Origin of the sequence: Deinococcus betulae (assembly GCF_020166395.1) — a bacterium.
GTDB lineage: Bacteria > Deinococcota > Deinococci > Deinococcales > Deinococcaceae > Deinococcus > Deinococcus betulae.
In genome coordinates, this window is sequence record NZ_JAIQXU010000001.1 from 502,746 (window position 1) to 521,851 (window position 19,106).

The 19,106-nt window shown below is 65.3% G+C and carries 23 protein-coding genes; 10 read left to right on the forward strand and 13 right to left on the reverse strand.

Annotation, left to right across the window (positions count from 1 at the left end):
• Nucleotides 1-337: 337 nt before the first annotated feature.
• The 4 genes from K7W42_RS02320 to K7W42_RS02335 all read left to right on the forward strand — a co-directional run bounded on the left by K7W42_RS02320 (nt 338) and on the right by K7W42_RS02335 (nt 2,445).
• Nucleotides 338-1,114: a DUF554 domain-containing protein gene (locus K7W42_RS02320; protein ID WP_224571879.1), complete on the forward strand. Its 777-nt coding sequence runs from the start codon at nt 338-340 to the stop codon at nt 1,112-1,114.
• A 397-nt stretch (nt 1,115-1,511) separates the two neighbouring features.
• A complete protein-coding gene (locus K7W42_RS02325) occupies nt 1,512-1,877 on the forward strand; it encodes a helix-turn-helix domain-containing protein (RefSeq protein ID WP_224571880.1) in 366 nt (121 codons plus the stop codon).
• Nucleotides 1,878-1,911: 34 nt separating this feature from the next.
• Complete coding sequence (locus K7W42_RS02330) at nt 1,912-2,091, forward strand: transposase (protein WP_224571881.1); 180 nt, start codon at nt 1,912-1,914, stop codon at nt 2,089-2,091.
• Nucleotides 2,092-2,106: 15 nt separating this feature from the next.
• Nucleotides 2,107-2,445, forward strand: coding sequence for a transposase (locus tag K7W42_RS02335; protein ID WP_224571882.1), 339 nt, complete (start codon nt 2,107-2,109; stop codon nt 2,443-2,445).
• A gap of 86 nt (nt 2,446-2,531) precedes the next feature.
• Here the strand turns inward: K7W42_RS02335 and K7W42_RS02340 are convergent, their stop codons facing one another.
• Nucleotides 2,532-2,915, reverse strand: a complete 384-nt coding sequence (locus K7W42_RS02340) for a transposase (protein ID WP_255638902.1) — start codon at nt 2,913-2,915, stop codon at nt 2,532-2,534.
• A gap of 29 nt (nt 2,916-2,944) precedes the next feature.
• Complete coding sequence (locus tag K7W42_RS02345) at nt 2,945-3,472, reverse strand: winged helix-turn-helix domain-containing protein (RefSeq protein WP_224571883.1); 528 nt, start codon at nt 3,470-3,472, stop codon at nt 2,945-2,947.
• A gap of 207 nt (nt 3,473-3,679) precedes the next feature.
• On the opposite strand from K7W42_RS02345, the gene K7W42_RS02350 reads away from it, so the two are divergent.
• Complete coding sequence (locus K7W42_RS02350) at nt 3,680-4,912, forward strand: DUF4384 domain-containing protein (protein ID WP_224571884.1); 1,233 nt, start codon at nt 3,680-3,682, stop codon at nt 4,910-4,912.
• A gap of 405 nt (nt 4,913-5,317) precedes the next feature.
• On the opposite strand, the gene nspC is transcribed toward K7W42_RS02350, so the two are convergent.
• From nspC to rpe, 4 genes are all read right to left on the reverse strand, one after another.
• Nucleotides 5,318-6,538, reverse strand: a complete 1,221-nt coding sequence (nspC, locus tag K7W42_RS02355) for a carboxynorspermidine decarboxylase (RefSeq protein WP_224571885.1) — start codon at nt 6,536-6,538, stop codon at nt 5,318-5,320.
• Between the two features lie 205 nt (nt 6,539-6,743).
• Nucleotides 6,744-7,238 carry a DcrB-related protein gene (locus K7W42_RS02360; protein ID WP_224571886.1) on the reverse strand — a complete coding sequence of 165 codons (495 nt, stop codon included), beginning with the start codon at nt 7,236-7,238 and terminating at the stop codon, nt 6,744-6,746.
• 56 nt (nt 7,239-7,294) lie between these two features.
• Nucleotides 7,295-8,023 (reverse strand): 2-phosphosulfolactate phosphatase, encoded by a 729-nt coding sequence (locus K7W42_RS02365; RefSeq protein ID WP_224571887.1) that lies wholly within the window; start codon nt 8,021-8,023, stop codon nt 7,295-7,297.
• 3 nt (nt 8,024-8,026) lie between these two features.
• Nucleotides 8,027-8,734 carry a ribulose-phosphate 3-epimerase gene (gene rpe, locus K7W42_RS02370; protein ID WP_439648845.1) on the reverse strand — a complete coding sequence of 236 codons (708 nt, stop codon included), beginning with the start codon at nt 8,732-8,734 and terminating at the stop codon, nt 8,027-8,029.
• A gap of 103 nt (nt 8,735-8,837) precedes the next feature.
• Between rpe and scpA the strand changes: the two genes are divergently transcribed.
• From scpA to meaB, 4 genes are read left to right on the forward strand one after another with little or no spacing between them, the layout of a single operon-like run.
• Entirely contained in the window at nt 8,838-10,973 is a 2,136-nt protein-coding gene (scpA, locus tag K7W42_RS02375; protein ID WP_224571889.1) for a methylmalonyl-CoA mutase, read from the forward strand.
• A gap of 53 nt (nt 10,974-11,026) precedes the next feature.
• Nucleotides 11,027-11,251: a hypothetical protein gene (locus tag K7W42_RS02380; RefSeq protein WP_224571890.1), complete on the forward strand. Its 225-nt coding sequence runs from the start codon at nt 11,027-11,029 to the stop codon at nt 11,249-11,251.
• On the forward strand, nt 11,248-11,709 hold the full coding sequence (locus K7W42_RS02385; RefSeq protein WP_224571891.1) for a hypothetical protein: 462 nt from the start codon (nt 11,248-11,250) through the stop codon (nt 11,707-11,709). Before K7W42_RS02380 ends, K7W42_RS02385 begins: the two co-directional genes overlap by 4 nt.
• 39 nt (nt 11,710-11,748) lie before the next feature.
• On the forward strand, nt 11,749-12,699 hold the full coding sequence (gene meaB, locus K7W42_RS02390; RefSeq protein WP_224571892.1) for a methylmalonyl Co-A mutase-associated GTPase MeaB: 951 nt from the start codon (nt 11,749-11,751) through the stop codon (nt 12,697-12,699).
• A gap of 179 nt (nt 12,700-12,878) precedes the next feature.
• Here meaB and K7W42_RS02395 read toward each other — a convergent pair whose 3' ends face one another.
• The 6 genes from K7W42_RS02395 to K7W42_RS02420 all read right to left on the reverse strand — a co-directional run bounded on the left by K7W42_RS02395 (nt 12,879) and on the right by K7W42_RS02420 (nt 17,330).
• Nucleotides 12,879-13,502, reverse strand: a complete 624-nt coding sequence (locus K7W42_RS02395; protein ID WP_224571893.1) for a DNA-3-methyladenine glycosylase — start codon at nt 13,500-13,502, stop codon at nt 12,879-12,881.
• 76 nt (nt 13,503-13,578) lie between these two features.
• Nucleotides 13,579-14,196, reverse strand: a complete 618-nt coding sequence (locus K7W42_RS02400; RefSeq protein WP_224571894.1) for a DNA-3-methyladenine glycosylase — start codon at nt 14,194-14,196, stop codon at nt 13,579-13,581.
• Nucleotides 14,193-14,597 (reverse strand): hypothetical protein, encoded by a 405-nt coding sequence (locus K7W42_RS02405; protein ID WP_224571895.1) that lies wholly within the window; start codon nt 14,595-14,597, stop codon nt 14,193-14,195. The genes K7W42_RS02400 and K7W42_RS02405 overlap by 4 nt, the downstream gene beginning before the upstream one ends.
• Before the next feature lie 5 nt (nt 14,598-14,602).
• On the reverse strand, nt 14,603-15,559 hold the full coding sequence (locus tag K7W42_RS02410) for an ABC transporter ATP-binding protein (protein WP_224571896.1): 957 nt from the start codon (nt 15,557-15,559) through the stop codon (nt 14,603-14,605).
• A 96-nt stretch (nt 15,560-15,655) separates the two neighbouring features.
• A complete protein-coding gene (locus K7W42_RS02415) occupies nt 15,656-16,495 on the reverse strand; it encodes an ABC transporter permease (RefSeq protein ID WP_224571897.1) in 840 nt (279 codons plus the stop codon).
• Nucleotides 16,488-17,330: an ABC transporter permease gene (locus K7W42_RS02420; protein ID WP_224571899.1), complete on the reverse strand. Its 843-nt coding sequence runs from the start codon at nt 17,328-17,330 to the stop codon at nt 16,488-16,490. The genes K7W42_RS02415 and K7W42_RS02420 overlap by 8 nt, the downstream gene beginning before the upstream one ends.
• A gap of 267 nt (nt 17,331-17,597) precedes the next feature.
• On the opposite strand from K7W42_RS02420, the gene K7W42_RS02425 reads away from it, so the two are divergent.
• Nucleotides 17,598-18,326 (forward strand): DUF937 domain-containing protein, encoded by a 729-nt coding sequence (locus K7W42_RS02425; protein ID WP_224571902.1) that lies wholly within the window; start codon nt 17,598-17,600, stop codon nt 18,324-18,326.
• Nucleotides 18,327-18,415: 89 nt separating this feature from the next.
• Here the strand turns inward: K7W42_RS02425 and K7W42_RS02430 are convergent, their stop codons facing one another.
• On the reverse strand, nt 18,416-19,087 hold the full coding sequence (locus K7W42_RS02430; RefSeq protein WP_224571903.1) for an MIP/aquaporin family protein: 672 nt from the start codon (nt 19,085-19,087) through the stop codon (nt 18,416-18,418).
• Nucleotides 19,088-19,106 lie beyond the last annotated feature (19 nt).

Sequence of the window (19,106 nt, forward strand, 5' to 3'; positions counted from 1 at the left end):
CAGTCACACTCAGTTGTCACGGCGTCAGACGCCTTCATGTCGCAGCCGCTGGCCATACCGCCTGGCCCACCGCTGCGGCGCGGCCAGAGGGAGAAGAGACGGGTCATACGCTTCAACTTGTCCAAACCGTAGCATACTGCCTGTCAAGCCGGGGTCAGGGTTGCCTTACCTGTTTCTTGAGACGCCGCTCGCCCACGCGCAGGGCGGCGCAGGTCGCGCAGCAGCCCCAGACGCAGTTTTGCATTACAGTCGGGCACAGAATGACCAGGCTTCCGGCAGCGCCGCTCTGTTTCTCCACACTTCTTTTCTGTCTGGGCCTGCGCCGCCCTGGTGCCGCGTGAGCCTGCTTGATCAGCTTTCGGGTACCCTGGTCAACGTGGGCACCGTGCTGGGGGGCACGGCCCTGGGCCTGCTGATCGGCCACCGTCTGCCCGAACGTACCCAGCGCACCCTGCTGCAAACCCTGAGTCTAGTGACGCTGTTTATCGGCCTGGACATGGCCGGTAGCCTGAACCGCGTTCAGGGCGGCGCCGTGCCCGGTGTGATTCTGGCCCTGGTCAGCCTGGCCCTCGGCGCGGTGCTGGGCGAGGCGCTGAGCATTGAAGAGCGGCTGGAGCGCCTGGGAGACACCCTGAAACGCCGGTTCCGGGGCGGCGGCCGCTTTACGGAAGGCTTTGTGGCCGCCAGCCTGCTGTTCTGTATTGGCCCCATGACTGTGGTGGGCGGGTTGCAAAACGGCCTGACGGGCGACGCATCAACCTACATCCTCAAAAGCACCCTGGACGGGATTGCCGCGCTGGCGCTGGCCGGCGCTTACGGCATCGGCGTGGGGTTCAGCGCTGTCACGGTGCTGCTGCTGCAGGGTGGAATCAGCCTGGCTGCCGGCGCCCTGGCAAGTGGGCTGCTGGGCGGCGCCGACCCCGACCTTTTAAAAACCAACCCTTATGTCCTGCTGGTCACGGGCGCGGGTGGCCTGACCATTATCGGCATTAGCTGGAACCTGATGCTGGCCGGGCTGGGTTTTGAAGACCGCCGGGTACGGGTCGGCAGCCTCCTGCCTGCGTTGCTGCTGGCGCCGCTGGCCCTGTGGCTGGCCACCCGCCTGAGCAGTTGAGTGCATGAGGACAAGGAGCAGCCTCTGCCAGGACCACACCAGCAGCTTGCCCTTTTTAGAAAAGCGCCTCTTTGTCGTTCTTGAAGGTAGAGTGCGGCCGATTGCGAGGAGTCATAGCCGCTCTGTATGCAGGTGGAGGAGATAAACCCGGCGGGGTCTGATTGGAAAGCGGCCAGCTCCCCCAGAGTTTGACCAGAGCGATACCCTTCAAAGAGCCGAGACAGCATGCGCCCCTTCATGCGGAATACCAACTCCATCACACTGCTGCGGTTGATCTGTGCAGCAGAGCGGGGCCAGCTCGGATGTTGAAGCCTACCCCGGTTAGTTAAGTAGGTCGCGGATCATTGTTAGATAAACTGACAGCGGTTTTCAGAGGAGTTGAGGGGTAGTGTGACCTATGCGTGGAGATAGCCTCGACCTTCGACAACGGATCGTGCACGCCGTGCAAAACGGCCTGACCCAGGCCGAAGTCGCTCGGCACTTCCAGGTCAGTCTCGCCACCGTGGAACGGTACTGGCGACTCCACCGTCAGCAGCAACCGCTCGCTCCACGACCCATTCCCGGCAGTCCACCACGTGTCCTTCCACCTGAGCAGCACGACGTGCTGCTCAGGCAACTGGAAGCGCACCCGGACTGGACGCTGGCTGAACACGTCACACTGTGGCGTGAACAGCATGGTCCACTGTCGATCGCCACGCTGTGGCGCCGCATTCAGAGTCTGCACTGGACGAGAAAAAAAGACCCTGCATGCCGCGGAACGTGACGATGCCTGGCGCACCTTGTTTGCACAGGACCTGTTGGACGTCGACCCAAACGATCTGATCTACCTGGACGAGAGCGGGTTCCATACCAGCATGACGCGCACCTTCGCCCGCTCACCGCGCGGTGAGCGGGCCTTCGGGACGGTGCCCCGGAACCGGGGCACCAATGTGACGTTGCTGTGCGGTGTGACGCTGAATGGTCCCTGTGCCGCCTGAGTGGTGGATGGCGGCGTGAATGGTGATGTGTTCGTGACGTACGTTGAGCGCGTCTTGGGCCCAGAACTTCGGGCCGGGCAGGTGGTGATCATGGATAACTTGGGCGCGCACCTCCGAACGGAGGTGCGCGCGTTGATTGAAGCGCAGGGCGCGGTGTTGGTGTTTCTACCGCCCTATTCGCCGGACTTGAATCCAATTGAAATGATGTTCTCTAAACTCAAGGCCGAAACGAGACGGCTCGAAGCACGGACGAGGACGACCGCCAGCGACGCGATTCACTGCGCGGTGCACGCCGTACGACCCAGCGATTGTGCGGGCTGGTTCAAGCACTGTCGTTACCCTCAATGGCTCTGAAAACTGCCATGAGCCCCAAGGACTGTGAAAGCGGTGCTGAGGGCATTGCGCAGCTGTGCAACAGTGTCATAGCAGCGTCTGGGTAGTCAAAACCCTTTGAGTCGTCGCCAGACCGCTTCGATCTGATTCAACATCGGCGCGTAGGGCGGCAGATACCGGAGATACAGCCCCTGCTCCTCCCACTGGGGAATCTTCTGTCGCAGAGCGGCGCCCTTGTGAAAGGGCGCATTGTCCACCACGACTACAGTCAAGCGCTGTGGGGTACAGGTCTGCGCCACGGTGTCGAGGAATTGGATCACCTGTTCACCCGTGCAGTTCCCGCTCAGTTCGCGCACGGCCAGACGGGTCATCGGCCCATCAAAGCTCAGACAGCCCATGAGGTTGATACGCCCACTTGATCCCCACCGCGTGGGGATCTCGAACTGACATCCCGAGCCTCGGGGCGTCCAGGTCGAAGCGACAGAGAGCATCAACCCCAAGCCGGTCTGATCCAGGAAACTCAGACGAAGTTTGCCGTCCAGTGCCCCCTTTTCAGTGTCTCGATGGACGCCGCATGTTCGTATATCACGGTCGGGTCGGAGGCTTTGGCGGGCGAGGTACTCGCCCGCTTCCAGGTGTAGCCCAGACGGTGGAGGTGCGCGGTCATGGTCCGAGGACTCATCGTCACCTGAAACTGCTGCGCGACCGCTTCACAGAGCAGCGAGGCCGTCCAGAAGCGGTCTTTGCGCAGTTTCTCGTGCAGAAACGGCTCAATCACAGAGGTGACCAACGGCGGTTTGCCTGGGGCTTGCCCATCGGCAAGCCCCGCCACACCCTGCTGTTCAAAGCGCGTCAGATCGTTGTGCACCGCTTGCGGATTGCGGTCAAAGTGCTGCGCGAGCTGCGCAACCGTCCAACCCACGCGGTGCAAACGAAGCAAGGTCGCACGGAAACGCACTTTCGGATGCACATGTCTGTTGAATTCCAGTGCTCGGAGCTGGTGATCGGCTGCTTCACTGATCTCGATTCGTCGAGCAGGACGCCCCATGCCTTAAGCCTACTTCTTATTCTCGACCTACTTAGCTCTGTTAGCCCTGGCCGAACTGGTCATCTCTAAGGGGAACCAAGTTCTCAAAACAACCCGCTCAGTCTTGACAGACCCTTAAAGCGCTCTTGAGAAAGCCTTGCTGCAACAGTCTTTTTCAGTCTTCGGTCAGTTTTGTGCCTTACGGTGGCCCCATACCAAGGAGGCACCATGAACACGAAAGGTACCCTGACCCTGACCGCCCTGCTGGGCCTGAGCCTGGCCGCCGCCAGCCCCGCCAAGATCACTGCCCAAAGCATCATCGTGAACCCTGTCGAGACCAAGCTGAACGTTGAAGTCTGGGTGAACAAAGACGCCAGCGGCAAGGCCAATCCCACTTACCGCAAGGGCGAGCGCCTGAACGCTGCGGTGAAAACCAACCAGGACGCCTACGTGTACCTGTTCAATGTCAACGCCAACGGCGAGATTGATCTGTTCTACCCCAACAGCTACGAGGAAAGTAACTTCGTCAAGGCCGGCGTCACCCGTGTCTTTCCTCCTCAGGGCGCGAAATACACCCTGACGGTGGGCGGCCCCAATGGGCAGGACCGCCTGCTGGCACTGGCCAGCAAGAAAGAACTGGACCTGAATGACATTGCCCGCTTTGCCGAGAATCAGGGCTTTGCCGAGGTCCGGGTCAAGGGGCAGGACAATCTGGCCCGCGCCCTGAGCATCGTGGTCAATCCTCTGCCGGCCGACGGCTGGACCACAGACGTGGTGACCTTCCGGGTGGGCGGCACCCCCGTGCAGGGCGGCGCGACAGGCACAGTGACCGTGACGCCCGGCCAGGGCCAGCCCCCAGCGCCCCAACCTCAGCCGCAGCCCACCCCCAACACCAGCATTGAGCCCGGTGAAAAACAGGACGGCAGCCGTGATCAGGCGATGGTTGACGCCTACGCACGCCTGAAGGGCGAAGAGAGCCTGGGCACCGCCACCACCTACGCCGTGGCCTGGGGCGACGGCCTGTGGCAGAAGTTCGGTGGGGTGGGCGCTTATGGGGACGCCGTGTTGCTGCACGCCAACGGGTCCAGCCGCTCTTATGCGGTGCATGGGGCGCTGCTGGAACGCTATCTGGCGCTGGCCAAGGCCGAGAACGGGGGCGTGCGTCCTCCCAGCCGCCTGGGCTGGGCCGCCGGTGACGAGAAGGTTATTCCGCGCAACACCTACGGCACCAGCGGCCTGTACGGCTTTTTCCAAAGTGGCGCGCTGTATGGCACTGAAAAATACGGCACCTTCTGGCTCACGGGCGACGTCCTGAAGACCTATCAGGGTCTGGGCGGCAGCGGCTCTTTCCTGGGCTTTCCCAGCCGCGACCAGTACCAGCTGAGCGGCGCCTGGGCCGCCGACTTTGAGGGTGGCACCATCCGCACCGTCAATGGCGTGCCAATGGTGTACCGCAAGTAACCGGAAGCTATGAACGTTCAGCCCCCGGCCACTCGGCCGGGGGTTTCTACTGATGGTCGTGGAACGATCAGCCCGCCCTCGCCTCCCGACCGGCCTGACGGAAGATGAGACAACCGATGAGAGTCGCTGCGGAGCCATTCAGCCATTCATCAGTCGCGTGGTCTACACTGGCTTCAGTTCCAAGAGGTTAAGACCAATTTGATCTGTGCGCGGCTGGGCGCCGAGTGTGACCCAGCTCTGGCTTCTCCCGCTTTGTCCGCTGCAATGTGCGCAGCGGCCTGCGGGTTCCAATTGGCCCTGGGACGTGGCCGGTCACGTTCCTCCGCTTCCTCGCCTCTTTCGCAAACTACAAATAGGTTCCAGCAACTGCCGCGCCCCTGGCCAGGGCGCGGCTTGCTGTGCACTTCAGCTCAGTTTGGCCTTGAAGTCCTCATAGCCGAAGGTTTTCACCCGTTCATAGCACCCATCCATTCTCAGAATGCCGATATCCGGGTGCTTGACGCCGTTAAAAAAGGTTGTCTTGACCATCGTGTAATGGATCATGTCGTCAAAGACCACGCGGTCGCCGATTGCCAGCGGCTGCTCAAAGACATATTCGCCCACTACGTCACCGGCCAGGCAGGTGGTTCCGCCAATCAGGTAAGCGTGGCCGGGGGGGGCGTCCACCGCTTCCCGGTGGTCATGTTCGGGGGGATCGCCGGCACCCAGAATGCGGGGGCGGTAAGGCATTTCCAGCACATCCGGCATATGCGCCGACACAGAAATGTCCAGCAGCACAGCGTCTTTGACGTTGTGCACCACGTCCAGCACGCTGCTGACCAGCCAGCCCGTCTGCCAGCCAAAAGCGCTGCCCGGCTCCAGGATGACGTGGACGCCCCACTTCTCTCGGAAAGCCCGCACCACCCGAATGAGGCGCGGGATGTCGTAGCCCTCGCGGGTCATCAGGTGGCCGCCGCCGAAGTTGACCCATTTCACTTGCCTCAGCACATCACCGAAGTTGCGCTCCAACACCTCCAGGGTGCGCTCCAGGGTGTCACTGTCCTTCTCACACAGCGTGTGAAAGTGCAGGCCGTCCACGCCGTCCATCAGGTCAGCGCGAAATTCCCGGCGGGTAACCCCCAGGCGGGAAAAGGGGCCAGCGGGGTTGTACAGGTCCGTTTCGACCTCGGCGTATTCGGGGTTGACGCGAATGCCGACGTAGATAGTCCGCCCAGAAGCCCGCGCCGCCTCGACCTGGGGCTTAAACCGCTGCCACTGCGAGAAGGAATTAAACACCAAGTGGTCGGCCAGTTCCAGAATGCGGGGAAAGTCCTCGTCGCTGTAGGCCGGGGCGTACACATGCACCTCCCCCTGCATTTCTTCTTTGGCCAGGAGCGCTTCGTTCAGACTGCTGGCGGTGGCGCCAGTGATGCCGTACTCGCGCAGCAGCGGGAAGGCCGACCACATGGAAAAACCTTTGAACGCCACGATGATCTGCGCCCCACTTTCACGCTGCACGTGGGCAATCAGGGAGAGGTTGCGGCGCAGACGGGATTCGTCCAGCACAAAGGCCGGACTGGGAATAGCCGTGAAGTCCACGGTGTCGGCCGGGGTCACAGCGGGCAATTGAAGGTCAGAAGCCGTCATGACGCACAGGGTAAAGCGTAGAGAAGCGGTGAGGGTCAGGGGCGCTGTTTCCCTTTCCTTGCACTTGCTCTACACCCTATTCCGTCAGCGCCGCAGCTCACATCAGATCGGGCCAGCGTGTCAGGCGCCAACATCAGCGGAGCAGAGTAAGGGCAACATGAGGGCCTGCTTCAAAAGGCTGTCAGCCAGCGCCGGCTCTCCCCTTTTACTTCAGCACTTTGAAGCCCTTGACGAACGCGACATTAACTGGCGATAGCTTCGCTTCTTGACCTTGAAGGGTCGTCGCGGTAATGACATACGCTTTGGTGCCCTTGACCGCGTAAGTCGAGATGAAATAGAGCTTGTACTGCCCCTGGCGCCCGGTGTAGGCCACCTGATTGCCACTCAGGCCACCCACGCTCACGGCCTTGTTGCCCAGCACCTTACCGTCGGTGATGAGCTGACCGATCTGCGCCACACTGAGCTTGTGGTAAGCCGCCTGGGTGGTGCCCGCCGGAACTGTCTGCACAATGACGTTGATGTTGGGGGCAAACCCGTTCGAGGGCGGCGCCGCAAAGACCACCGCTGTGCCGGGATACGTACCCTGTTTCCAGCCGGCCGGCGCCGTGGCCGAAAACGTTCCAGAGGCGTCTTTGTAGGTGGCGGCGTGGGCCACGCTGGTCAGCAGAACAAGGGCAGCGGTCAGGCGCAAAGCAGTCATGAGCGCAGCGTAATGGACAGACCCTGACCGCAGGCACAGACCTAGAAGCCCATGTCTTAACCTGCCGTGAACCTGAGGGTGCCTTCTGGCGGATCGCCGTCCAGGGTCAGGGCCGGGACCAGCGTGCTGGTGCTCAGCCCAGCGGCGAAGCGTACATCTTCACCCAGGCCCAGGCGACCCAGATGCTGGCCGTGCCCACTGCTGCTCAGGGCTTCCAGAGGATTGCCGCTGTTGCGCCGCACAGTCAGGGCGATGCGGGCGCCGTCATCCACCGTGAATTCGCCCATCGCCAGCAGGTACTCCGCCAGAACGCCGGCCGCATACACATCTTCCAGGCCCACCTGTCCGTCTGTGCCTGCGCACACGATGGCGATTTCTTCAGTGGCGGTGGCGCGGGCGCGGCGGGCCGCCGCGTGGGCGTTGGTCAGGGCCGCCAGAAAAATGTGCTTGCCGGTCTGGGCCGCCGTATGGGCCGCGCCCGTGCCGTTGGTGGTGTTCATGACGACCGTACGGCCCGTGAAATTCTGGCCCGTCGCCTCGACAGGACTGTTGCCAAAGTCAAAGCCTGGGATAGGCAGGCCGCCGCGCTCGCCGCCCAGCAGGTAGGGACTGCCGTCTTCACCGCCGCGCAGGGCCAGAGCTACTTCTGGGGTGGCCGTCAGCAGCAGGGCGTCGGCGCCGCGCTCAAGGTAGGTGACGGCCGTGGTGGTGGCGCGCAGCACATCAATCACCAGCACCACATCGGGATACTGGCCATGCGGCAACAAATCGACGCGCAGGCGCATGGCTTACTTCAGCGCCTCGCGCAGGCGCTCGAGCCCCGCCTGAGCCCCGTCTTTGCCGTACACGGCGCTGCCCGCCACCAGATTGTCGGCCCCCGCGTGGACCACCGCGCGGGCATTGGCGGCGCTGACGCCGCCGTCCACCTGCAACTCGGCGGCGCTGCCCAGTTCGTCCAGCCAGCGGCGCACGGTGCGGATGCGCTCCAGGCTCTGCGGAATGAACTTCTGGCCGCCGAAGCCGGGATTTACGCTCATGATCAGCACGAGGTCCACATCGGCCAGCACCGGGCGCAGGGCTTCAAGCGGCGTGCCCGGATTGAGGGTCACGCCCGCCTGCTTGCCCAGTTCCTTGATTTGCTGCACGGCGCGGTGGATATGCGCTGTGGCTTCCACATGCACGGTCAGGCTGTCCGCCCCGGCGTCGGCAAAGTCTTTGAGATACCGTTCAGGCCGCTCGATCATCAGGTGGACGTCCATGTGCAGTGGGCTGGCGGCGCGGGCGGCGGCCAAAATGGGCAGCCCGAACGAGATGTTGGGCACGAAGGCGCCGTCCATCACGTCCACATGGGCCCAGTCGGCACTCTCAATGGCGCGCAGTTCCTCACCCAGCCGGGTGAAATCGCAGGCGAGGATGCTCGGCGCGAGTTTGACGCGGCGGGCAGCAGGGGCGGGAAGGGTCACGCCCCCTATTCTAACAGTTCTTACATTTTCCATGAACAGATTCGCAGGACGTTTTTTATGACCAGACGAAACCGCCCGTTTCCAAACGCCCGTTAGGCAGGCCGTGGCATCATGGGAGAGAACGGAGGCACCCACCATGACCCACCCCCCCGCCGACCTGAGCGCCTGGAAAGCGCTGGCGAGCAAAGACCTGAAGGGCGCTGACCCCGCGCGCCTCAACCGCGAGACCCCCGAGGGCCTGACCCTCAAACCCCTGTACACCGCAGCCGACCTGGACGGCGTGGACGCCGACACGCTGCCGGGCCTGCCGCCCTTCACGCGCGGGCCGCGCGCCACTATGTACGCCGCGCGGCCCTGGACCATTCGGCAGTATGCGGGCTTTTCGACCGCCGAGGCATCCAATGCCTTTTACCGGCGCAACCTGGCCGCCGGGCAAAAGGGCCTGTCGGTGGCCTTTGACCTGGCCACCCACCGTGGCTACGACAGCGACCACCCGCGTGTGGTGGGCGATGTGGGCAAGGCCGGCGTGGCGATTGACTCCGTCGAGGACATGAAGATTCTCTTTGACGGCATTCCGCTCAGCGAGATGTCGGTGTCCATGACCATGAACGGCGCCGTGCTGCCTATTCTGGCCGGCTACATCGTGGCGGGGCTGGAGCAAGGGGCGCGGCTGGACGAGTTATCGGGCACCATCCAGAACGACATCCTCAAAGAGTTCATGGTGCGCAACACATACATCTACCCGCCGGCACCGTCCATGCGGATCATTGCCGACATCATCGAATTCACGGCGAAGGACATGCCGCGCTTCAACTCCATCTCGATTTCGGGGTATCACATTCAGGAAGCTGGAGCGAACGCCGCGCTGGAACTGGCCTACACCCTGGCCGACGGGGTGGAGTACGTGAAGGCCGCGCTGGCCAAGGGCCTGACGATTGACGACTTTGCCGGCCGCCTGAGCTTTTTCTTCGGCATTGGCATGAACTTTTACACCGAGGTGGCCAAGTTGCGCGCCGCCCGGCTGCTGTGGAGCGAACTGATGGCGCAGTTTGGGCCCAAAAAGCCCATGAGCCGCGCCCTGCGCACCCACTGCCAGACTTCAGGCTGGTCGCTGACCGAGCAGGACCCCTACAACAACGTCATCCGCACGACCATCGAGGCTATGGCGGCAGTGTTCGGCGGCACCCAGAGCCTGCACACCAACTCGTTTGACGAGGCGATTGGCCTGCCCACCGACTTTTCGGCGCGAATTGCCCGCAACACGCAGCTGGTCTTGCAGGAAGAAACGGGCATTCCGCAGGTGGTGGACCCCTGGGGCGGCAGCTACCTAATGGAGCGCCTGACGCATGACCTGGCCGAAAAAGCCCGCGAACTGATACGCGAGGTCGAGGGACTGGGCGGCATGGCCAAGGCCATTGAAAGCGGGATCCCCAAGCTGAGGATTGAAGAAAGTGCCGCCCGCAAACAGGCCCGCATTGACCGGGGCGAGGACGTGATTGTGGGCGTCAACAAGTACCGCCCCAGCGCCGAGACGCCTGTGGACGTGCTGGACATTGACAACGCCGCCGTGCGTGAGGCGCAGATTGCCCGGCTGGACCGGGTGCGCGCAGAACGGGACCCGCAGGCGGTTCAAGCCGCCCTGGACGCCCTGGAAGAGGCTGCCCGTACGGGCGAAGGCAACTTGCTGGCTCTGAGTGTCACTGCCATGCAGGCCCGCTGCACGGTGGGCGAGGTGTCGGGCGCTCTAGAGCGAGTTTGGGGCCGCCACTCGGCGGAGATCCGCACCCTGTCGGGCGTGTACGCCGCCGGTTACGAGGGCGACGAGGGCTTCGCCAGCCTGCAAGGCGAGATTGAGCAGTTTGCCGAAACGGAAGGTCGCCGCCCCCGCATTCTGGTGGTCAAGATGGGGCAGGACGGCCATGACCGGGGCGCCAAGGTGATTGCCACCGGCTTTGCCGACCTGGGCTTTGACGTGGACGTCGGCCCGCTATTTCAGACCCCGGAAGAAGCCGCGCGCCAGGCGATTGAGAACGACGTGCATGTGGTGGGCGTCAGCAGCCAGGCGGCCGGGCACAAGACGCTGGTGCCGCAGCTGATTGAAGCGCTGCGGGCCGAAGGCGCCGGGGACATTCTGGTCGTGGTGGGCGGCGTGATTCCGCAGCAGGATTATCCGGCCCTGCGTGAAGCCGGGGCGGCAGGCATCTTTGGGCCGGGCACGCCAATTCTGCACAGCGCCCGCGAGGTGCTGCGGCTGCTGGGAGACCGCGCATAAGCAGTTCGCCGCCACTCCACCGGCCCTGGCGACTGGCCGGCACCCTGGGCGTGGTGCTGGGCCTGCTGGGGCTGGTCCTTGGCGGTTTGCTGACTCTGCCAGGATTGGGCCTGGGCTTCTTGCTGCTGGCAGGCGGCGGCCCCGAGGCGCTGGACGACGCACCCGACGTCAGCCCCGGTCTGCTCCTGATGCAAGGGGGATTCTGGCTGTGTGTGCTGGGGGTCATCTGCCTGGTCGTTTCGCCGTGGCGTGACCCCAAAGGCCCGCCGCACCCATGACCACCACGCCACGCAACCCGGCCGCAGGCCACGCCGTATTGGGCGCCATGAAACCTTTGCTGCTGGCTGCCTGTACCCTTCTGACTCTAGCGAGTGCTCAGGGTCTGCCGCCCGTGCCGTATACCAAAGCCCCAGCGGTGTCCGCCGTCGGCGGCTTAAAAGCCTGTCAGGTGGGCGAGACCCGTTACCTGCTAGACCGGGCCGACCAGGTGCGCAGCCTGGACTACGCCCGCCTCGTCCCCGACAACACCCTGCGCGTGCGCCAGAGCTACGACCGCGCCGGCCGGCTGACCGGCGTGCAGGTGCAGTGGACGGGCTTTGTGGGGCGCCTGCTGGACGTGCGCGGCGCTTTTGACACGCGGGGACGGCTGGTCAAGGAAACGGGCTTTCGCCGGGAGGGCATCACGGCGCCGCTGCGCTCCTACCTGCGGCCGCTACCCAAGGGGCTGAAGTGCTGAGGGCCAGCAGGCCGGGGCACCGTGACTGAGCCTCACCCGTTGACCTCTCCCCTCCTGGCGGGCAACCGGCGGGCGCTGGCCAAAGCGATTACGCTGACGGAATCCACACGCCCAGAGCATGAGCGTGAAGCCCAGACCCTGCTGGCCGAGGTCCTGCCCCAGGCCGGGTGCTCCATTCGTCTGGGCCTGACCGGCGTGCCCGGCGTGGGCAAAAGCACCTTCATTGAGGCGCTGGGCCTGATGCTGGTCGGTGCCGGGCACCGGGTGGCTGTCCTGGCCGTGGACCCCAGTAGCGCGCGCACCGGCGGTTCCATCATGGGCGACAAGACGCGCATGCCGGGGCTGACGGTGCACGACCGCGCTTTTATTCGCCCCAGCCCCAGCCGGGGCACCCTGGGCGGTGTGGCGCGACGCACCCGCGAAGCCATCACGCTGTGCGAGGCCGCTGGCTACGACGTGGTGCTGGTCGAGACCGTGGGCGTGGGCCAGAGTGAAACGCAGGTGGCCGCCATGACCGACCTGTTTCTGCTGCTGACCCTGCCGAACGCGGGCGACGAGTTGCAGGGCATCAAGCGCGGGATTATGGAACTGGCCGACCTGTGCGTGGTGAATAAGGCCGACCTCAACCCGCAGGCGGCAGTGCGCGCCCAGACCGAACTGCGCACCGCCCTCACCCTGCTGACGCCCCACGGCGCCCCGTGGCGTCCGCTGGCCCTGCGTGCCTCGGCGCTGACGGGTGAAGGGCTAGACGACCTCTGGGCCGCTGTCGAGCGCTACCGCGAGACGGTGGACCTGCCTGCCAAGCGCCGCACCCAGACGGCTGTGTGGTTTGACGAGCTGCTGCGCGAAGCTGCGTGGCGGGCCTTTCAGGCGGGGGTGGACCCGGCGCGGCTGCGTGAGCTGCGGACGCAGGTTGAGACTGGCTACCTGACCGCCGTGCAGGGCGTAGCGGCGCTGCTGGAAGACGAGCGCAAGAATGCTCATCTATAAAGGAAGCCGCGTTGGAGGGCCTTGACAGTGCCGACCATGGCCACTCGCTCGGCAAGGCTCTCAATACCGCCTGTCTCGTCTAGCCTCTCTCCTCTCTCACTCCAGAACGGTTGAAGGCCATTGCCTTTAACCGCGCTGGGTTCGCCCGTCAGGACAACTGGAAGGCCCCGGAGCAGGCTTCAGGCGCTGGGCTTTCCTGGGGACACCCACGGATTTCCACCGATCAAAAACCGCCACAGCAACTCTGCCCCCCGCCGCAGGCCCACGCGGGCAGTGATGGTGACCTCTTCATCAGGAACCTCAGCGCCGGGCACAAGGTAAAACGCCGGGCCATTGATCGGCTCGCCGCGCAGCTCTGGCCCCAGGTGCAGGGCCTGGACCAGCTTGGCGGGGCCGTTCGTCAGGTCCACGCGGCGCCTGACCGCGCGGCGCTCCCGCATGCGGTCCTCGGCCAGTAGGGGCTCGGCGGCGCGCACCAGAATGGACGCCTGCACGCCTTCTGGGCGGCAGATGACATTCAGCAGCGGCTGGTCATAGGCGAGGTGAAAATACACCCGCCCCGGAGGCCCGGCCATCATGACGGCGGCGCCGGGCAGGCGGGCAATCACATGGCAGCTCGGGTCGCGCGGGCAGTCGTAGGCCTCGGTTTCCACGATGCGGGCGGCCAGGGTCACGCCGTCTGGCAGCACCCGCACCAGCACAGCCCCCAGCAGCGCGCGGGCCACCAGCACCGGGTCTCCGGCAAAGAAGTCTGGCCCCAGCGCCTGCTCGTGCGGGTAAGCCACAGAAGGCGGAAACAGCATGAGGCAGGCTAGAGAACAGCGGCCCAGCCTCTGCCCTCACCCAGCTCAAGGGCTCTTGACCTTCTCCCACCGGTCGTCAGCCCTGGCCCACCAGGTCCATGCTGGGCAGGGCGGGCGACACCCAGGGGTTGCCCCTGACCGTAAAGCGCCAGGGCAGATGGCGGCCTTCCTTGATGCCCACGCGGGCGGTCACGCGCACGGCCTCGTCGTCCAGAGGTCTTGCAGGGGGCAACAGGTGCAGCGCTGAACTGTTTACGGGCCTCCCCGACACCTGCGCCGGGTTCAGGCCCAGGGCATAGACCAGTTTGGCGGGACCGTTGGTCAGGTCGCGTTCGCGGGTGACGGGGCGAAAGCTGAGCATCTGGCCCAGGCCCTCCTGCGGTTCCAGGGCGCGAATCAGCACGCTGGCCGCCACGCCCGCCGGGCGGCATGACACCTGAAGAAGCGGATGACCATGGGCTGTCCAGAACAGCCAGTGGCCAGGGGCAATGGCCATCTCGGCGCTGCGGGCCGCGTGAAAACGGCCTGCGGTGCAGGCGGGGTCGCGGGGGCAGTCGTAGGCTTCGGCTTCCACAATGCGCCCACTCAGGCGCTCGCCCGTGTCGAGCACGTGGACCAGGGTGCCGCCCAACAGGTCGCGGGCAAGCCACACCGGGTCACCTTCAAAGTGGGCGGGGGATAAGGTGGGGGTCACGCGCGGAGACGACGGGCGATGTGCAGGCTCAGGAGCATGGCGAATAGAAACGTACCCGCAGCCATCAGAAGCATTCCCCTATCCATCCAGCTCAGGCCGGCTCGCAGGGCTGGTCCCGACACTATGAATGGCACCCAGGCCACCGCCAGGGGCACCGCCAGAGCGATCTCAGGACGGACCTGATGCCCACGGACCTGCACGTACCGCACGCCGGCCCAGATCAGGCCGATGAAGGGAGTTAAGGCCCAGATAAAGCACAGTGGGCGGTGGTCGGACGGCAACAGAAGAGTCAGTGCAGAGAAGCCTGCTATCGTGCCCATCACACCCAGTATCAGCACCGCCGCACTGACGCTGGGCGGGGGCCCCCGGTACGTTTCTTCTGTTTCTTCTGGCCTGGTCATTCCCTCTACCCTACCGCCCGGCGCAGCAACCCGCCCTCGTAAATGCGGCGGATGGTGGCTTCGATATTCGGCTCCTGCACCGTCAGGTCGCGCACCGGGGCGTGGGCGGTCACCAGGGCAATCGGCCCCGCCGCCGCGCCACTGAAGGCGTAGCGGGCGCGCGGGCCATCGGCGCCCAGCAGCGTCAGGCCCGGCACCTGAGGCTCGGTGGGCGGCGCCTCGTATTCCACATGAAGTTCGCGCCCCTGGCCGTAGCGGGCCTGAAGCGGTCCCAGATCGCCGTCATAGAGGAGCTGACCGTGGTCAATAATCAGGACGCGCCGGGCCAGCCGCTCCACGTCGCCCAGGTCATGCGTGGTGAGCAGCACCGTGACGCCGCGCTGAGCATTGATATGCGCCACAAATTCGCGGATTCGCTCCTTGGCGACCACATCCAGCCCCACAGTGGGTTCGTCCAGAAACAGCAGTTCAGGGTCGTGCAGCAGGGCAGCGGCCAGGTCGGCGCGCATCCGCTGGCCCAGACTGAGGGCGCGGGCTGGCGTCGCCAAAAACGGCCCCAGGTCCAGCAGATCGGTAAAGAGGCGTAGATTCTCGGCGTGCCGGGCGGCCGGCACGCGGTAGACGTGACGCAGCAGGTCCAGACTGTCCCGCACCGGCAGGTCCCACCACAGGGTCGTGCGCTGCCCGAACACTGCGCCCAGCCGGGCCACATGTGCCCGCCGGGCTTTCCAGGGCATTAGACCGCCCACGGTCACTTCCCCGCTGTCGGGGACCAGCAGCCCGGTCAGGATTTTGACGGTGGTGCTTTTGCCTGCGCCGTTTGGCCCCAGGTAACCCACAACCTCGCCGGGCTGCACGGTAAACGAGATGTCCCGCACCGCCTCGTGGACGCGCCGCTGAGGCCGGAGCCAGGAGCCGCCCTGCGCCGTAAAGGTCTTGCGGAGGTTCTGAACGTGAATCATGGAAAGCTCCTTTGCAGCGAGTGGTCAGAGGTCCGGAGGGAGTGGAAAGAGCAGAAATCCTCTGTCTACTGACCAGTTCCTCCTTACCCCTCACCTTTAGGTTCCGGTGCCCTGATAGCGGCGCACGCCCACGCGCCAGAAGACGAACGCGGCGGCCAGCAGAAGCGGCCCGACCAGTGGTGACAAGAAGGCGGCCGCCGGGGGCAAGCCGTCGGGCAGAGGACGGCCCAGGATGTGCAGCACGGGAAAATACGACAGAAACGCGGCGGGAATGACGTAGGTAAAGGTCTTGCGCAGCCACTGGCCGTAGATGTCCATGGGGTAGCTGATGAGTGTGCGCCCGCCGTAGGTCAGCACGTTCATGGCCTCCACGCTGTCCACGGTCCAGAAGGTCAGCGTGCCGCCAATGACAAACAGGCCGCCAAAAAAGCAGATCATGCCCAGCACGCTGCCCGTCAGCAGCAGAGCGTCGCCAAAGGTCCAGGCGTGGGCGGTGTGGATCAGGCCGTAGCTCAGGACGGCGGCGGCCAGCCCAATCCGCGCCACCCGGCGCAGGGCAAAGTCAGAGCCGAACACCTGCACGACCAGCGGCACCGGACGCAGCAAAAACGTGGAAAAGCTGCCCGCACGCACGTGGGCCGAGAGGTTGGGGGCGTCAAAGCCGCCGAACAGCAGGTCCATCAGCACAAAGGCCAGTTCGGCCAGGCCGTACAGCAGGGCAATCTCACCCAGGTTCCAGCCGCCCAGGCCGCCAAAGCGGGGCAGGGAGAGGGCCAGCGCGGCAAATTCGGCGACGGTAATCAGCATGGTCCCCAGGGCGTCCAGCAGCAGCGCCATGCGGTAGGTCGCCTGAGACCGCACCTGCACGCCCAGCAGCCGCAGGTACAGCGCCGCGTGGTGCGCCACTTCGGCCCAGAGCCCGGCGGCCCTAGCCACCCGCCACCTCCAGGCGGCGCAGCCCCCGGTGCAGGGTCAGGGCCGTGACCGCCAGCAGCCCCAGCGCCCAGCCCAGTTGAGTGCCCAGCGTCGCCCAGGCTGCCGCGCCGGTCTTGACGCCCACCCAGACCTCGACCACCGTGTTCAGCATGGCTGGGAACGGCGTCCAGGCGAGCCAGGCCTGAAACCACTCTGGAAAGAACGCCAGCGGCATCAAAAAGCCGCAGCCCAGCCCCAGCAGCGCCCAGGCGAAGCGGCCAAACCCGGCGGCGTCCGGCGACCAGAAGGCCGCGCAGTTGACCAGGAACCGGAACAGGAAGCCGCAGGCCCAGGCCAGCACGATACTCAGGGCCGTCTGAACCCAGCCCAGGGCGCCCGCTGGCCACGTCAGGTCCCAGAACAGCTCAAAGAGCAGCAGCATGGGTACGCCGCGCAGCAACAACTGGCCCCAGGCGCGCCCGGCGTCCTGCGCCGCCCAGAAGAGCAGCAGGTTCAGGGGCCGCAGCAGGTCGGTGGCCACCTCGCCCCGGTGGACGGTGCGCATGAAGTCGGTCCAGCCGAACAGGCTCAGGGCCATGATGAACGTCTGGGTCAGGCCGATGTAGGTCACCGCGTCCTGCACGGTGTAGCCGGCCACCTGTGGACGCAGGCCAAACAGGGCCAGCAGCACCGCCACCCGCAAAAACCCAAAAAACGTGTTGGTGATCAGTCCCCACAGCGCCGCCTGAGGGTAGGCGAACTGACGCCGGAACCCCAGCCGGGCCACCGCCCAGGGCAGCGCCACAGACGGCAGGACAGCGCCCCCAGCGCGCGCCGGCGCAGGTGCAGTGGTCATACGTTTCCCCCTCTTTCCAGCATGCCGAACCGGAAGCCCCCAGGGTAGCGGCGCCAGGCCGGGGCAGGAAATACGCCGCTTGGCGGAGAGGGTGAAATGGAGTCAGCCCCAATTCGGCGCGCCGCTGTCCTTCTTCCTGCGGCCTTAATGACATTGCTGCATCAGTCCTGGGGGCTGTCATCAGGATTTCCTGAACGCACGCCGCACGCCCCGCTCAGCCCGGCGACCTACGCTAAGGCCCGCATCAAGCCACAGGAGGCGCACATCATGATGGATATTTTGAACCAGCTGGGCGGCCTGAGCGGCGCCGGACAGACCCTCGGCGGGCAACTGGGCACCAGCCCGCAGCAGACACAATCGGCCGTCGAAGCGGCGCTGCCGCTGCTGCTGGGCGCCCTGACGCGCAACGCCGCGCAGCCGGGGGGCCTGGACGCCCTGAGCGGCGCCCTGGACCGCCACGACGGCTCGGCGCTGGGCGCTTTTGGTCAGGGACAGTTGCCCGACACGGCTGACGGTCAGAAGATTCTGGGGCATGTATTTGGCGGCCAGCAGACGCAGGCCGCGCAAGCTGTGGGCCGCCGCGCCGGCATTGACCCGCAGCTGGCCATGCAGCTGCTAACCATGCTGGCCCCGCTGGTGCTGGGGTATCTCAGCCGCCAGCGGCAGGGCCAGGTAGGCGGCGCCCAGCCTCAGGGCGGCGGCCTGGGCAGCATTCTGGGTGGGCTGCTGGGCGGCTCCGGCGGCAACCTGGGCGGCCTGCTCGGGGGCCTCCTGGGCGGTGGACAGCCGGCCTCTCAGCCCAGCTCTGACCCCTCCCGTCAGGGCGGCAGCGTCCTGGGCGGTGGCCAGGTGATTCCGGGCTTTCCCAGTCAGGGTGGGGCTCAGACCAGCGGCGGCTCGGGTGACCTGTTCGGCACCCTGAACCGTGCGCTGGACCGGGACGGCGACGGCGGCGCGCTGGATGACCTGATTGGCATGTTTGGCGGCCGGCGGTAAAGGAGGACAGCCAAAAGAGCAGGCGGACTATTCTCGTCCGCCTGCTCTTTCTGAGTTGACTGGCTCGCCTTCCCTTCAGCAACCTTCTCTCAGTTCATGGCTTCCGGAACGGGGCGGGGTTTCAGGCCTTCGGTGAAGTTGGCAATCAGGGCGCCCAGCGCCGCCCCCAGCAGCGGGGCCAGCCAGTACAGCCAGTGGGCGCCCCACTCGCCCGAGACCAGCGCCGGGCCGAACGAGCGTGCGGGATTCATGGCGGCGCCGGTCAGGGGACCAGCCGCCAGAATGTCCGCCACGATGGTCAGGCCCACAATCAGGCCGCCCAGCACATGCCGCTGATGAATGGCGACCTTGACGACCACCAGCACCAGAAACGCAGTGGCAATGACTTCTGCCAGAAAGCCGCCGCCCACAGACACGCCGCTGCCCAGGGCAGGAAGACCAAACCCAGCCGCCTCCAAGCGCGCCAGGCCCGCCACCCCCAGGGCGGCCGCCGCACCCAGGGCCGCCCCGGCCAACTGCGCCGGAACAAACGCCAGCGTGGTGCGCCAGTCCTGATGCCCGGTCAGGCTGAGGGCAAAGCTGACCGCTGGGTTGAATTGGCCGCCGCTGACGGTCCCCAGCGCCATGGCCATGACGGCGATGGCCAGGCCGTGGGCAAAAGCCACGCCCAGCAGCCCCGCATTGTTGGCGATGGCCAACACCCCGATAAATACGAGGGCAAAGGTGCCCACCGCTTCCGCCACTAACTTCTGAGGCAACATGAGAATAAGTTTAACCCAC